15 protein-coding genes are annotated in these 14,810 nt (G+C 66.9%); 1 reads left to right on the forward strand and 14 read right to left on the reverse strand.

Annotation, left to right across the window (positions count from 1 at the left end; all coding sequences use genetic code 11):
* Window positions 1–204 precede the first annotated feature (204 nt).
* Window positions 205–1,983, forward strand: a complete 1,779-nt coding sequence (locus tag BTE28158_RS21615; protein ID WP_239007158.1) for a sigma-54-dependent Fis family transcriptional regulator — start codon at window positions 205–207, stop codon at window positions 1,981–1,983.
* A gap of 51 nt (window positions 1,984–2,034) precedes the next feature.
* Here BTE28158_RS21615 and BTE28158_RS21620 read toward each other — a convergent pair whose 3' ends face one another.
* The 14 genes from BTE28158_RS21620 to BTE28158_RS21685 all read right to left on the reverse strand — a co-directional run bounded on the left by BTE28158_RS21620 (window position 2,035) and on the right by BTE28158_RS21685 (window position 14,795).
* Window positions 2,035–3,417, reverse strand: coding sequence for an OmpP1/FadL family transporter (locus tag BTE28158_RS21620; protein WP_151047147.1), 1,383 nt, complete (start codon window positions 3,415–3,417; stop codon window positions 2,035–2,037).
* 206 nt (window positions 3,418–3,623) lie between these two features.
* Window positions 3,624–4,454, reverse strand: a complete 831-nt coding sequence (locus tag BTE28158_RS21625; RefSeq protein WP_151047149.1) for an alpha/beta fold hydrolase — start codon at window positions 4,452–4,454, stop codon at window positions 3,624–3,626.
* A gap of 36 nt (window positions 4,455–4,490) precedes the next feature.
* A complete protein-coding gene (thmT, locus tag BTE28158_RS21630; RefSeq protein ID WP_260437172.1) occupies window positions 4,491–4,685 on the reverse strand; it encodes a 2-hydroxymuconate tautomerase in 195 nt (64 codons plus the stop codon).
* 24 nt (window positions 4,686–4,709) lie between these two features.
* On the reverse strand, window positions 4,710–5,498 hold the full coding sequence (gene dmpH, locus BTE28158_RS21635) for a 2-oxo-3-hexenedioate decarboxylase (protein ID WP_151047151.1): 789 nt from the start codon (window positions 5,496–5,498) through the stop codon (window positions 4,710–4,712).
* Window positions 5,495–6,541: a 4-hydroxy-2-oxovalerate aldolase gene (dmpG, locus tag BTE28158_RS21640; protein WP_151047153.1), complete on the reverse strand. Its 1,047-nt coding sequence runs from the start codon at window positions 6,539–6,541 to the stop codon at window positions 5,495–5,497. The genes dmpH and dmpG overlap by 4 nt, the downstream gene beginning before the upstream one ends.
* A 45-nt stretch (window positions 6,542–6,586) precedes the next feature.
* Window positions 6,587–7,507, reverse strand: a complete 921-nt coding sequence (locus BTE28158_RS21645; protein WP_124627719.1) for an acetaldehyde dehydrogenase (acetylating) — start codon at window positions 7,505–7,507, stop codon at window positions 6,587–6,589.
* 41 nt (window positions 7,508–7,548) lie between these two features.
* Window positions 7,549–8,331, reverse strand: a complete 783-nt coding sequence (gene dmpE / locus BTE28158_RS21650) for a 2-oxopent-4-enoate hydratase (protein WP_059604944.1) — start codon at window positions 8,329–8,331, stop codon at window positions 7,549–7,551.
* 27 nt (window positions 8,332–8,358) lie between these two features.
* Window positions 8,359–9,870: a 2-hydroxymuconic semialdehyde dehydrogenase gene (locus BTE28158_RS21655; protein WP_151047221.1), complete on the reverse strand. Its 1,512-nt coding sequence runs from the start codon at window positions 9,868–9,870 to the stop codon at window positions 8,359–8,361.
* Window positions 9,871–9,930: 60 nt separating this feature from the next.
* Window positions 9,931–10,380, reverse strand: a complete 450-nt coding sequence (locus tag BTE28158_RS21660; protein ID WP_151047155.1) for a GlcG/HbpS family heme-binding protein — start codon at window positions 10,378–10,380, stop codon at window positions 9,931–9,933.
* A gap of 20 nt (window positions 10,381–10,400) precedes the next feature.
* Window positions 10,401–11,345, reverse strand: coding sequence for a catechol 2,3-dioxygenase (locus BTE28158_RS21665; RefSeq protein WP_151047157.1), 945 nt, complete (start codon window positions 11,343–11,345; stop codon window positions 10,401–10,403).
* 25 nt (window positions 11,346–11,370) lie between these two features.
* A complete protein-coding gene (locus BTE28158_RS21670) occupies window positions 11,371–11,727 on the reverse strand; it encodes a 2Fe-2S iron-sulfur cluster-binding protein (RefSeq protein WP_059604931.1) in 357 nt (118 codons plus the stop codon).
* 1 nt (window position 11,728) lies between these two features.
* Window positions 11,729–12,793 carry an NADH:ubiquinone reductase (Na(+)-transporting) subunit F gene (locus BTE28158_RS21675; RefSeq protein WP_124627727.1) on the reverse strand — a complete coding sequence of 355 codons (1,065 nt, stop codon included), beginning with the start codon at window positions 12,791–12,793 and terminating at the stop codon, window positions 11,729–11,731.
* Window positions 12,794–12,818: 25 nt separating this feature from the next.
* Window positions 12,819–13,175: a phenol hydroxylase subunit P4 gene (locus BTE28158_RS21680; protein WP_151047159.1), complete on the reverse strand. Its 357-nt coding sequence runs from the start codon at window positions 13,173–13,175 to the stop codon at window positions 12,819–12,821.
* Between the two features lie 69 nt (window positions 13,176–13,244).
* Window positions 13,245–14,795 carry an aromatic/alkene/methane monooxygenase hydroxylase/oxygenase subunit alpha gene (locus BTE28158_RS21685; protein ID WP_151047161.1) on the reverse strand — a complete coding sequence of 517 codons (1,551 nt, stop codon included), beginning with the start codon at window positions 14,793–14,795 and terminating at the stop codon, window positions 13,245–13,247.
* Between the last annotated feature and the right edge of the window lie 15 nt (window positions 14,796–14,810).

A 14,810-nucleotide genomic window follows, 5' to 3' on the forward strand; every position in this document is an offset into this window, starting at 1 on the left:
TGCATGCGGGCCGCCCGGGCGGGCCGCATGCATTCCTCTGCGAATTTCCCGCGCGTAGTTTCACCAATCGCCACGACGACACGCACCCGCTAAGCTGACCCGGGCGATTCGGTCGCAATGCGTGCCGGCATGCATGTTCCCGTGCGCCACATGCATCACCAGCACAGGGGAGCACCGGCCGAACCGGCCGCAAGCGAGGCAAGCATGTCAAGGAGCGAAATGCACGACGGCAAACCGGGTTCCGCGCCCCGGCATCGCGCGGGACATTCTCCGCGCGATGCCGGGCATCCGGAGATTCGCGTACCCGCCATCCACGACCTCGCAAAGCGTCTGCGATTCGCGCCCCAGCAAGGCAGGATCTGGCTCGACGACCAGCGCATGATGCTGATGCACATCAGTTCGTTCGGCGCGCTGCGCCAGGAGCTGATCGAGAGCCTCGGCAAGGAAACCGCACGCGGCCTCATCACCCGCATCGGCTACCAGGCCGGCACGCACGATGCCGCCATGGCGCGCAAGGTGCGAGCCGGCTTCAACACCTACGACGACTTCCTGGCCGGCCCGCAGCTCGTCTCGCTCGAAGGGATCGTCCACTGCGAACCGATCGCGCTCGACATCGATGTCGAGCGCGGCCACTATTTCGGCGACTTCTATCTGATCGATTCGTCGGAGGCGGAGGCGCACATCGCGAGTTACGGAATCGGCAACGACGCCGTCTGCTGGATGCTGATCGGCTATGCGTGCGGCTATACCAGCTCGTTCATGGGCCGGCCGATCCTGTGGCGGGAAATCGAATGCCGCGGGATGGGGCATGCAAAATGCCGCGTCGTCGGCAAGCCGGTCGAGGAATGGGACGATCCGCAGGACGATCTGCGCTTCCTGCAGATCGGCGATTTCGTCAAATGGTCGCTCGAGCCGCAGACCATGCCGCCGGCCGCCAGCCGGATCGCCGAGCGGATCGCGCGCGCGCCCGAAAACAGTTTCGGCGTCGTCGGCATCTCGGCCGGCTTCAACACCGTGTGCCACATGGTCAACAAGGTGGCACCCACGGAGGCCACCGTGCTGTTTCTCGGCGAAAGCGGGGTTGGCAAGGAGGTGTTCGCGAACAACCTGCATCGGCTCAGCAAGCGGGCCGAGAAGCCGTTCGTGGCCGTCAACTGCGCGTCGATTCCGGAACACCTGATGGAATCCGAACTGTTCGGCGTCGAACGCGGCGGCTATACCGGCGCGACCTCGTCGCGGCCCGGCCGGTTCGAGCGGGCCGACGGTGGCACGCTCTTTCTCGATGAAATCGGCACGCTCAGCTTCACCGCGCAGGGCAAGCTGTTGCGCGCGCTTCAGCAGGGCGAGCTGGAGCGCGTCGGCGACACACGGACGCGCAAGATCGACGTGCGCGTGATCGCCGCAACGAACGTCAACCTGCGGGAAGCCGTCAAGGCCGGGCAATTCCGCGAGGATCTCTTTTTCCGCCTCAACGTGTTTCCGATCCAGGTGCCGCCGCTACGCGAACGGCGCGACGACATCCCGCTGATGATGAACTGGTTCCTTCAGCGGCTCGCCAAGAAGCACGACAAGCACATCACCGGTTTTCGCGAGCGCGCGGTCGACGCGATGTTCAACTATGACTGGCCCGGCAACGTGCGCGAACTGGAGAACATGATCGAACGCGCGGTGATTCTCGCCGAGGACGGCGGTGCGCTCGACCTATGCCACCTGTTCACGACCGGCGAGGAAATCGACGTGTCGTCGTTCATTCTGAAACGCAGTGGCAACATCGCCTTGATGGACGAGCCGGTCGAGACGGCCCTGGCCCCGGCCTCGACCGGCCCCGGCGCCCGCCCCGGGCTCGCCGAAACCGAGGTGGCGATGCTGCGCGCCGCGATCGCCGAGGCAAACGGCAACCTCTCGCTGGCAGCGCGTGTGCTCGGCATCAGCCGGCCGACACTGGCCTACCGGTTGCGCAAGTACGGCATCGCCGCCGAATGACCCGACAAGCGCCGGGCGACGCGGCATCGATGCGCGTCGCCCGGCGTCCGGTCAGAAGCGCTTCTGATATCCGACGACCGCGTTGATTTGCGAGTGCGTTGCGACGATGGGCACCGCGGTGTTCGGCTGGCTGCCGTTCGACAACGTCTTTTGCAGGCCGACCGATAGTGCGAAGCTGACGAGATCGTCCTTGTCGAACGCGTAGGACGCGCCCGCGCTCAGGTGCGTCGTCGGAATCGCCGGTACGACGGCCAGCAACGTGTCGTTCGGTACGGCCTCCTGCGCGTACTGGAACCCCGCACGCAGCGTCAGCTTCGCGTTGTAGCGATATTCCGCGCCGACCGCGAAGACGTTGATGTCGCGATAATTCTGCGGGATCGACAGGTTCAGGTTCGCGCCGGTTCCGGCCTGCGTGAAGCTCATGTTCAGGTCCTTCATCACGCTCGACCAGAACACGCGCTGGTAGTCGGCCGAAACCGACCACTGGTCGTTGAAGCGGTGGCTGATACCTATCGTGAACTGGGCCGGCATCTGGAAATCCTTCACGACGATGTCGCCGCTCAGCGGAATATTGCCCGCGACCGAACTGACGGCGGTCAGATTCGCATGTCCGGCGCGCAGATCGCCCACGGCGGTCTTGAAGCTGTACGCCATGCCGACCCGCGTGTCGGGCGTCAGCAGATACGTGAGGCCCAGCTTGCCGCCGACACCCCAGGCGTCGGCTCCGCCGCCGACGATGCCGCTGTGCGAAAACCCGACGTAGCCGCCCGACAGGCCGGGCACGCTCAGCAGCGCCGGCACCAGCGACCCGGACACGCGGCGCTGCGCGGCCAGCGTGCCGATCTGGGACACGTCGAGCAGCGATCCCAGGTTGAGCGAAGTCCAGACGACGTCCAGCGACGCCCCGACCGTCAACCGGTCGTTCACGTTGTACGCCGCGGACAGCGGGACGCGCAGCACCAGCAGCCGCGAAAACTGGTCGAGCCCGGTATCGACGTTGTTGGTCGCCGTCCGCGACAGGAAACTGCTGCCGCCGAATTGCGTACCGAGCCCGCCTTCGGCGAACGCGCCGATGCCGAACGCATAGTTCGCGCGGCGATAGACGACGGCCAGTTGCGGCGCGAAATACGGCCCGTTGTTGTTGCCGTGATTGCCCGACGTGGCGCCCTCGCCGGTCGACGCGTTCTTCACGTGAATGTTGGTCGTGACCACGTCGAGCCCGAGGTCCACATAGCGCCCCTCGGTCATCAGGCCGAGCGTGGCCGGGTTCAGCATCATCGCCGCCCCGCCGACGTCGTAGGCCACGCCGGTCCCGCCCATCGCGCGCGAGACCGGACCGTAGCCTTCGAGATTGAACACGTCGGTCGCACGCGCATGCGTGCCCCATGCCGCGGCGCATGCCACGACTGCCAATCGAACATACATGCCTTTCACGGACGTCTCCTTACCCATTTATAATTAAATAGTGCTAATCGTTTAGAAAGCTGCTATCCATCGCTTGAAATTGCGCCCGGCTCGCGATCAGCGGGATCTCGCCGGCCTCCGTCCGGCAATCCGCACGATCACGACATGCGATTCCTCGTGCCCCACCCAACCTGCCGCGCGCCGTCGCGCGGCATACCGTCGTCGGCGCGGATCGATCAGTCCGTCGACTCGCTGAAATGATCGATCACCAGCCGGTTGAACCGCGCCGCATGCTCGATCTGCGTCCAGTGTCCGCAGTTGCCGAACACGTGCAGTTGCGCGTTCGGCAGCAGTTCCAGCAGCCTCATCGAGCTGTCGAGCGGAATCACGCGATCCTCGCGGCCATGGACGATCAGTGTGTCGTGCGGCAGCGCGCGCAGTTTCACCTCGTCGCTCGCGAGCGCATCGACCCAGCGCTGGCGCGGCACCGGAAACATGTTCGCGAACGCCTCCTGGTAGCCGGGCCGCACGCTCGCGTCGTAGCGCAGCTTCGCGAGCTCGTCGTTCACGAGCGTGCGATCGAACGCGAAGATGTCCAGCAGGCCGCGCATGTTCGCGATCGACGGCGTGTAGCCCCACACCGCGTCGAGCCCTTCGGTCAGCGTGAAGCGCGTGCCGGCCGCGCCCATCAGCACGAGCCGGCCGACACGCTCCGGCGCGCGGATCGCCAGCGCGAGCGCCAGCGCGCCGCCGAACGAATTGCCGATCACGTGCGCGCGCTCGACGCCGAGCGCATCGAGCAGGCCGACCGCGTGGTCGACCCAGTGATCCATCGAATACACGTAATCGCGCGGCCGCTCGGTTTCGCCGAATCCGGCCATGTCCGGTGCGATCACGCGAAACTGCTCGGCGAGCGCGGGCATCGTGAGCCGCCAGTTCGCGTAGGCCGTGACACCCGGCCCCGAACCGTGGATCAGCAGCACGGGCGGCCCGTCGCCGACGTCGTGATAGTTGGTGTCGAGGCCGCCCGCGACGATCCGGCGGCCCAGTTCGGGATTGGTTGACATGACGTCCTCCAGTCGATTTCGATGGTGCGCGGCGCGTCAGCGCCCGCGCTTCTTCGCGCTCTGCCCGCCGATCCCGAAGTGCCCCTTCGGCATCTCGGTGATGATCACGCGCACCGATTCGAGCGGTGCGTCGAGCGAGCGATGGATGGCTTCGGTGACTTCGGCGATCAGGCGTTCCTTCTTGTCGTCGTCGCGGCCTTCCAGGATGTACAGATGTGCTACCGGCACGATGGCCTCCCTTTGCGTTCGGAACGTTCAGATGAATCGCAGGCCGACCGACCCGATGTCCTGCACGCGCAGCGTCACGTTGTCGCCGGCCGCGACGGCCACCGCCTCCGTGATGCCGCCCGACAGGATCAGGCTGCCCGCCGGAATCGCTTCGCCGCGCGCGCCCAGGTGATTCGCGAGCATCGCGATCGCGGCGGCCGGATGCCCGAGCACGGCCGCACCGGCGCCGAACGCGACCGGCAGCCCGTTCTTCTCGAGCACGATGCCGAGCGTGCGCAGGTCGACGCCGTCCACAGCCAGCGGCCGGCCGCCCGCGACGAAGCGCGCGGCCGACGTGTTGTCGGCCACCACGCTCTTCAGGTCGAACTTGAAGTCGCGGTAGCGGCTGTCGATCACCTCGATGCCGGCGACGACGAAGTCCGTCGCGGCGAGTACCGCGCCGACATGGCAGCCCGGCCCCTTCAGTTCGGCCTTCGTCACGAATGCGATCTCCGGCTCCACCTTCGGATGAATCAGCGCGGACGTATCGCACTCGCCGCCGTCGGGCAGGTCATGAACGTCGGTCAGGAAGCCGAACACGGGCGTGTCCACCCCCATCTGCCGCATCTTCGCGTGCGACGTCAGGCCGGCCTTGTAGCCGACGATCCGCGCGCCGCGCGCAAGCTGCCGGCGGCGGATCGCATCCTGCACCGCGTACGCGTCGTCCCAGTCCATCTCCGGATGACGGTCGGTGATCTTCGGCGTGTCGCGCGCCTCGCGCATGCAGTCGTCGAGATGCGCGGCCAGCGACTCGATCGTGTCGGTCGTCAGATTCATGCGGCCTCCCGCTTCGGTTGCGCCGCGCGCGCCTTCGCGAGCGTCAGCGCGGTGTCCTCGATCATGTCCTCCTGCCCGCCGACCATGCCGCGCCGGCCGAGCTCGACGAGGATGTCGCGCGCCGGAATCCCGTACTTCTCGCCCGCGCGCTTCGCGAACAGCAGGAACGAGCCGTACACGCCCGCATAGCCGAGCGTCAGCGCGTCGCGGTCGATGCGGATCGGGAAGTCCATCATCGGCACGACGAGATCCTCGGCGACGTCCTGGATCTTCCACACGTCGATGCCGGTCTCGATGCCCATCCGCTCGCAGACGGCGACGAACACTTCCAGCGGCGTGTTGCCCGCGCCGGCGCCGAGCCCCGCCGCCGCGCCGTCGATCCGGGTCGCACCGGCCTCGATCGCGGCGATCGAGTTCGCGACGCCCATCGCGAGGTTGTGGTGGCCGTGGAAGCCCAGTTCCGTTTCAGGCAGCAGCGCGTCGCGCACGGCTGCCAGGCGGGCCTTCACGTCGTCGGGCAGCATGTAGCCGGCCGAATCGGTGATGTAGATGCAGTTCGCGCCGTACGACTCCATCAGCTTCGCCTGCTTCACCAGCCCGTCGGGGCTGTTCATGTGGCTCATCATCAGGAAGCCGACGGTATCCATGTCGAGCTTGCGCGCCATCGCGATGTGCTGCTCGGAGACGTCCGCCTCGGTGCAGTGCGTCGCGACGCGAATCGTATGCACGCCGAGCGCGTGCGCCTCCTTCAGGTGGTCGACGGTGCCGATGCCCGGCAGCAGCAGCGCCGACACCTTCGCGCGCTTGAGCAGCGGGATCACCGCGCCGAGGTATTCCGCGTCGGTATGCGCGGGAAAGCCGTAGTTGACCGACGAGCCGCCGAGGCCGTCGCCGTGCGTGACTTCGATCAGCGGCACGCCGGCCGCGTCGAGCCCGCTCGCGATCGAGCGCATCTGGTCGAGCGTCATCTGGTGACGCTTCGGATGCATGCCGTCACGCAGCGTCATGTCGTGGACGGTGATTCGTTTGCCTTTGAGATTCATTGCCGTTCCTTTCTTGTCCGGTCGTGGAAGTCGCGTCTGCCGGCGTCAGGCCGCCTGGGCGGCCGATGCCAGCGTGAGGCGTCCGGCCAGCAGTTCCTCGGCGAACATCTCGGCGGTGCGCGCGGCGGCGGCCGTCATGATGTCGAGGTTGCCCGCGTATTTCGGCAGGTAGTCGCCGAGACCTTCGACCTCGAGATAGACCGACACGCGGTTGCCGTCGAACACCGGCCCGTTGACGAGCCGGTAGCCGGGCACGTAGCGCTGCACGTCGGCGATCATCGCGTGCACCGATTCGACGATGCGCGCTTCGTCGGGCGCGGTTTCGGTCAGGCAGTGCACGGTGTCGCGCATGATGAGCGGCGGGTCGGCCGGGTTGATCACGATGATCGCCTTGCCCTCGTTCGCGCCGCCGACCTGCGCGACGGCCGCGGCCGTGGTGCGCGTGAATTCGTCGATGTTCTTGCGCGTGCCGGGGCCGACCGAGCGCGACGACACGGTCGCGACGATCTCGCCGTACGCGACCGGCTGCACGCGGGAGATCGCGCGCACCATCGGAATCGTCGCCTGGCCGCCGCACGTGACCATGTTCACGTTCATCTCGCCGGAGCCGATGTGATCCATCAGGTTGACGGGCGGCACGCAGTACGGGCCGATCGCGGCCGGCGTCAGGTCGATCATCAGCACGCCGAGCGCGTTCAGCTTGCGGCTGTTTTCCGCGTGGACGTATGCGCTCGTCGCGTCGAACGCGATCTGCACGCCGTCGGCCTGCACATGCGGCAGCAGGCCGTCGACGCCGTCCGAGGTGGTCTTGAGGCCGAGTTCGCGCGCGCGCTTCAGGCCATCGGAATCGGGATCGATGCCGACCATCCACACGGGTTCGAGCACGGGGCTACGCATCAGTTTGGCGAGCAGGTCGGTGCCGATGTTGCCGGGACCGATCAGCGCGCAACGGATCTTTCGGGTCATGGGGGATTCCTCGTTTGCGTGGAAAGGGGAACGGGCGGCGCTCACGCGAACCGCACCGAACACGCGCCGATCCCGCCGATCGACACGCGGAAGTTGTCGCCGCGCCCGACCGGCGCCATCGCTGCGAGCGCGCCGGACAGAATCACTTCGCCGGCCTTCAGCGGGATGCCGAGGCGGCCGAGCGTGTTGGCGAGCCATGCGACGGCATTGACCGGCGAGCCGAGCGCGGCCGCGCCGGCGCCGGTGCCGATCACGTCGCCGTTCTTCTCGAGCACCATGCCGCAGGTCGACAGATCGACGCTGCGCGTGCTCACCGCCCGGTCGCCGAGCACGAACACGCCGCACGACGCGTTGTCGGCCACCGTGTCGCCGATGCGGATCTTCCAGTCGCGGATGCGCGAGTCGACGATCTCGAAGCACGGCATCACGCACTCGGTCGCGGCGAGCACCATCGCGTTCGTCACGCCCGGGCCGAGCAGGTCGCGCTTCAGCACGAACGCGATCTCGCCTTCGGCCTTCGGCTGGATCAGCGTGTCGAGCGCGATGCATTCGCCCTCGCCGTACACCATGCCCGACAGCAGGTAGCCGAAGTCGGGCTGGTAGACGCCGAGCATGTCCATCACCGCCTTCGACGTGACGCCGATCTTCTTGCCGATGACGGTCTCGCCGGCATCCAGGCGGCGCTGCACGAAGCGCTGCTGGATCCGGTACGCGTCGTCGACCGACAGGTCCTCGTGCTGCGACGTCAGCGGCGCGATGGGCTCGCGCGACGTCATCGCGTCGTACAGCCGGTCGCCCAGCGTGGTAATCAACGTGGAGTCCATAAGAGTTTTCCGGTCATTAACAGAGGGTCAGAGCTTGATGCAGACGTTGCGGAGCTCCGTGTAGAACTCGAGCGAATGCACGCCGCCCTCGCGGCCGATGCCCGATTGCTTCGCGCCGCCGAACGCGGTACGCAGGTCACGCAGGAACCATGAATTGACCCACGCGATGCCGACGTCGATCGACGCCGCGACGCGGTGCGCGCGCGACAGGTTGGTCGTCCAGATCGCGGTCGACAGCCCATACGCATTCGCGTTCGCGCGGCCGATCACCTCGGCTTCGGAATCGAACGGCATCACGAGCGTGCACGGCCCGAAGATCTCGTCGCGCGCGATCGGCGAATCGTCGCCGAGGCCGGTCCAGATCGTCGGCTGCACCCACGCGCCGCCGCGCAGGTCCTCCGGCATGTCGGGCACGCCACCACCCGTCACGACCGTCGCGCCGAGTTCGGCCGCCTTGCGGTAATACGACAGCACCTTGTCGCGATGCTCCTGGCTGATGAGCGGGCCGAGGCCGGTCGTGTCCGCTTCCGGGCGGCCGGGCCGCAGCCGTTCGGCACCGGCCTTCAGCGCGGCGACGAAACGCTCGAACAGCGGACGCTCGACATACACACGCTCGGTGCCGAGGCACACCTGCCCCGCGTTCGCGAAGCACGAGCGCAACGTGCCCTCGACGGCCGCATCGAAATCGCAATCGGCGAACACGATCGCCGCGTTCTTGCCGCCCATCTCGAGGCTGACGGGCCGCGCGCCGTCGGCCGCGGCCTTCATGATCGCCGCGCCGGTGCGCGTCTCGCCGGTGAACGTGATCGCGTTCACACCCGGATGGGTCGTCAGGAATTCGCCGGCCGAGCCGGGCCCGAAGCCGTGCACGACGTTGTAGACGCCGCGCGGCACGCCGGCCGCGTTCATCACCTCGCCGAGCAGCGCGGCCGTCTGCGGCGTCTCCTCCGACGGTTTCACGACCACCGTATTGCCGCACGCGAGCGCGGGCCCGACCTTCCACGTCATCAGCAGCAGCGGCAGATTCCACGGGCAGATCACGCCGACCACGCCGACCGGCCGGCGGATCGCGTAGTTGAGCGCGCCCGCGCCGTCCGGCGTCGCCATCTCGAAGGTTTCGCCGGGCACGTTCTTCACCACGTCGGCGAACACCTTGAAGTTCGCGGCGCCGCGCGGGATGTCGATATGGCTCGCGAGGCTCACCGGCTTGCCGGTGTCGGCCACTTCGGCTTCGAGGAAATCGTCGAAGCGGCGCGTGATGCCGTCAGCCACCGCATACAGGAGCTCGACGCGCTGCGCGACGGTCAGGCCGCCCCACGGGCCGGCCAGCGCCGCGCGTGCGGCCTGTACCGCCGCGTCGACATCCGCGCGGCTCGCTTCGGCGACGCGCGCGATCACCGCGTTGTCGAGCGGCGAGCGCTTGTCGAACCAGCGTTCGCCCGCGCGATAGTCGCCATCGATGAAGTTGCGGACGAGCCGCGGTTCCGGCTGCCCGCCGGCGGGGCCGCGTGTCGCGGCGATGGGTTCGGTGTCGTACATGATGTGTGTGCCGATAGTCGTCAATCCGTGGGTTCGTGGAGCGCGTTTGCGTGCCGTGCGTCATGGCCCGCCGAAGCCGGCCGCATCGAGCCCCGCGTTCGCGCATTGCTCGTCCTGCGCCTCGCTGCCGCCCGATACGCCGATGCCGCCGATCAACGCGCCGTCTTCGACGATCGGCAACCCGCCGCCGAATGCGACGAAGCGCGGCCGCAGCACGAGGCCCTGCCGCACCGCGTCCGAGTGCGACGCCAATGCGGCGTGCCACGCGCCGGTGGGCAGACCGAAGCTCGCGGCCGTGTACGCCTTGTCGTTCGCGATATCGATCGAATGCAACGGTGCGCCGGGCATGCGGACGAATGCCGCGAGCAGTCCGGCCGCATCGACGACCGCGACGTTGACGCGCACGCCGAGCCGTTCGGCGGCCTCGGCCGCCGCCTGCGCCGCGCGCGCCGCGGCGGGCCACGCGATCGTGCGCGTGTCGATGCTCCGCTTCGTGTCGTTTCGATCCATGACGCTGGGCTCCTTGCGGCTCAGGTGTAGACGGTCGTGAATGCTTCGTTCAGCTCGCCGGAGTGGAAGAAGATCCCGCGCCCGAGCTCCTCCTCGGTCCACGTCGTGACCGGGCGATCGGGTTGCGCGAGATAACCCAGCCCCGCGAACGTCTCGTTGCGGTTGCCGCTCGGATCGAAGAAATAGATGGTGGTGCCGCGCGTGATGCCGTGCCGCGTAGGCGCGACATCGATCTTCACCTTGTTCTTCGCCATGACGTCGGCCGACTTCAGCACGTCGGCCCAGTCGTCGAGGAAGAACGCGATGTGATGCAGGCCGTTGCTCGGGCCGCCGACGAACGCGATGTCGTGCGGCGTCGTGCTGCGGAACATCCACGTCGCGGCCCGGATCGTGTTGCCGGGGCCGACCATCACCTGTTCCGCCAGATGGAAGTCGAGACACTCGGCCATGAAGCGCGTGTTCTCCTCGACACGGTTCACGCCGGTTTCGGGGTTCAGTTCGCACATCAGCAGGCAGTGGTCGAGCCAGTGCACGGCCGAGCCCGGAACATCGTCGGGCCACGGATCGGGGTTCAGCGAGCCGACCGCGGTGCCCACCAACTCCTTCTTCGCGAACAGCCGCAGTTCGTGCCCGCTCGGCAGCAGGAACCGCAATTGACGGCCGACCGCCGGCAGCGCGCCTTCGGGCAGCATCTCGGTCGCGATCCCGTATGCCTCGATACGCTGCTGGAACGCGTCCAGGTCGGCGTCGTGCTCGACCTTGTACGCGGCGTGCTTGAGCCCCGCCTGGTCGGACGGCGACAGGATCAGCGAATACTTGTCCCATTCGTCCCAGCATTTCAGATAGACGTTGCCCGCCGCGTCGCGCATCGTCTCCTGCATGCCGAGCACGCGCACGTAATGACGCAGCGCCGCTTCCATGTCCATCACCTTCAGACTGACATGACCAATACGCATCACACCCATGATGTGTCTCCTCCTGGTTTCCTGGTTACTTGTCGATCGTCGGCGCGCCGGCACGGGCCGCGCCGCAGAAGAACGGCTTTTTCAGTCGGCCAGCCACTTCCAGTTCCACGTCGCCGTCCGGCACCACACGGCACGCGAGCGCATAGCCGTCGTTCTCCTCTTCAGCGCTGACGTGTGCCCGGCTGACCGGCCCGAGCTTGCGCACCGCGCCGCGCAGCACGCGCACCTTGCACACGCCGCACCCGCCGTTCAGGCAGCCGACCGGAATGCCGCGGCGGCCGAGCTTCGCCATGCCGGCCAGCAACGACTCGCCCGACACGCACGCATAGCGCTCGTCGGTCTGCGCGATCCTGACCGTCCCGCATACGCGACCCGCATCCATGTCACACCCGCCGGAACAGCGGGCTGCGCGTCTGTTGCGCGTCGGCCGCCGAGATGAACTTCTCGTGATAGATGTCGCGCTCGAACAGGCGCCCCTGCATCAGCGTCGTGATGCACGCGTCGATCATCGCGGGCGGGCCGCACAGGTATGCCTGGTGCCCCGAGAAGTCGCCGTCGAAATGCGCCTTCGCGACGTCGTGCACGAACCCTTGCGCGACGTCGCCGCCGGCATCCGGCGCGCCTTCGGACAGCGCCGGCACGTACGTGAAGTTCGGGTGGCGTTCGGCGAGCGCGCGGAATTCGTCGTGGTAGTACAGCTCCTTCGCGTTGCGCTGGCCGTAGACCAGCGTGATCGGCGCGGTGACGCCGCTGGCGAGCAGGTCCGCGATCATCGAGCGCGGGCTCGACAGCCCCGATCCGCCAGCCATGAAGATCATCGGCCGCGCGGCCGAGCGACGCACGAAGAAGCGCCCGTACGGGCCCGACAGCCGCATGCGGTCGCCGGTGGCCAGCTGCTCGTGCAGGTAGCCGGTGCCGAGCCCGCCCGGCACCTGCCGCACGTTCAGCTCGATCTCGCCGGTGGCCGCGACGTCGGCCGGCGCGTTCGCGATCGAGAACGCGCGGCTCTGCCCGAGACCGGGAATCTCCAGCTGCACGTACTGGCCCGCCTGGAAATGCATCGGCTGCGACAGCTTCAGTCGGATCGACTTGATGGTCGGCGTGAGCTGCTCGATGCGCGTCACTTCAGCCGCGAAGTCCTTGACCGGAATGATTTCCGCGTCCGGTTCCTCGTCGACATCGGCCTCGATCACGGTGTCGGCCTGCAGCGTCGCGCAGCACGCGAGCGCCTTGCCTTCCTCGCGCTCGAAATCCATCAGCGCGAACGGGTTCGCGTCGCCGAGATCGGTCTCGCCGTCGAGCACCGCGACCTTGCAGGTGCCGCACAGGCCGTGACAGCACGCATGCGGAATGTAGATGCCCTGGCGCAGCGCGGCATCGAGCATCGTCTGTCCTTCCTCGACCTCGATCGTGACGCCCAGCGGCTCGATGGTAAGTTGGTGGCTCATGATGGTTCGCTCGTCCGCGTGGCGGTCAGAAGCTCGCGCCGCCGAGGCCGTCGAGGCCCGGCGTGCGGAAGCTGATCAGGTCCTTGTGCCCGAGGCCGTTGTCGGCCAGGCTCTTCGCTGCGTCGGGCGTCCACGGCTCACCGGAGCGAAACCACTCGACGCGGCCCCAGTCGATCTTCGCGAAGTCGGGGTGATAGCCGTAGATGGGCGGCAGCACCTTGTCGGCGAGCGCGCCGAACGGCATGTCGGACGGCAGCGGCAGGCAGAACGGCGCCGGGAACATCAGGTGGTCTTCCCAGCACACGTAGAGCAGCGGCGCCGGAAACTTCTCGACCGCGTCCTTCACCGGGAAGTCGTAGGGTTTGAGCGCGATGACGGTCATGCTTGTCTCCTGTCGGCCGGCGTTTGCGCATTCGCGCGTACGCCGGTCTCGTTCAAGGTTGTGTATCGATCAGTTGCTCGTGGCCTGGCCGCGCCAGGCCGCGAAGTTCTTCTGGTCTTCCGAGCCGTCGAAATCGAGGTTGTCGCGGCCCATCTGCACTTCGTAGTAATCGAGCACCGCGGCGAGCGGATTGAAGCCTTCCGCGCTCGGGTCCGCATCGGGCGGGAAGCAGTTGCCCTGATAGATCTGGTGCACGGGCAACCATGCCTGCACGTACTTCTGCGGCTCGTGGTCGAAGATTTCCTTGCAGTGATCGCTGCAGAAATGGAACTTGTTGCCGAGGTAGTTCGACTCGCGCGCGCCGATCTTCGTCGGGTTGCCGGGCTCGGTGAACAGCATCGGGATCTGGCAGGTCTGGCACAGCATCGGCAGCGTCTTCATGTAGAAGCGGTTGCCGGCCTTCGCCTGCTCTCCCCAGTAGTCGAAGCGCGGGCGGTAATAGCGGTCGAACGAGTCGGGGTACTTCGCGGACAGCCACGCCATCTCGTCCTCGGTCGGCACCCACGTGTGGAACGCCGACGCCGCGTTGAAGCCGTAGAATGTCGACCATGCCTGGTGGCTGATGTGGTCCTTGCCTTCGCAGGCGTCCTGCCAGCCCTTCGGCTCGCGAATGCCGTAGCGCGCGAGATCCTTGAACAGCGCGCCGCCGTTCTGCTCCGCGTACATCTCCCACGACTCGCGCCAGCTCATCACGCGCTTCGGCTGCATGTAGTCCATCATCATCGCGACCAGCGTGAGCAGCCGGTAGCCGCGCCAGAACCACTTGTCGATCCAGCGCTGCACGATCGGCACGTTGTCCGGGTCCTGCTCGAGCAGGAACTTGATGCACTCGATGCCGAGCGTCATGTGACGCGATTCGTCCGACTGCGCGGAAAAGCCGAACGTGACGGTGGACATGTCGCCGTTGTACGCGGCGCCCGACATGAACGGCACGAACAGCAGGTTCGTCAGCACGTATTCGAACGAGAAGCTGACCGCCGTCAGGAACTCGAACGGCCCCGACGAATACGCGTCCTCGAAGAACGACTTCGGCACCGACAGGTACCAGACTCGGTCGAACCAGTGGTTCGAATGATGGAAGCCGTTGAAGAACTTGTTGTACGTCGACATCGCGTGCGTTTCGGTCTGGTAGTGCCGCAACTCGTCGATCGACTGCATCTGGCACGCGATGCGCGCGCCCTCGCCGGTGAAGTGCCGGCCGACGTGCGCGAAACCGCGATGCGCGAGATATTCAAGCGGCGTCACGCCCTGGATGAACAGCTTCAGCGCGTTGATGTAGCGCGCGTCGGTCACGCCGAGGAACGCGTTGTTCTGCGTGAACGCATCGAGCACCGCGTACAGCTTCTTCTCCTTCTCGCCCTGGTATTTCCAGTACGCATCCATCGTCAGGCGGAACGGGTCGACCCACTTGTCCCAGTCGTGGATCTTGATGCCTTCGTAACGGTCGTACGGGAAGACCTTGTCCATCGGCTGGTAAGTCGTCTCCCAGCCTAGGCCGCGCGTCATCGCCGCGTAGCGGTCCTTCAGGCCGAGCTTTTTCTTGAGCGTTGGCGTGTCCATTCGTGTCTCCGGTGT

Source organism: Burkholderia diffusa, assembly GCF_902499115.1.
Taxonomy (GTDB): domain Bacteria; phylum Pseudomonadota; class Gammaproteobacteria; order Burkholderiales; family Burkholderiaceae; genus Burkholderia; species Burkholderia diffusa.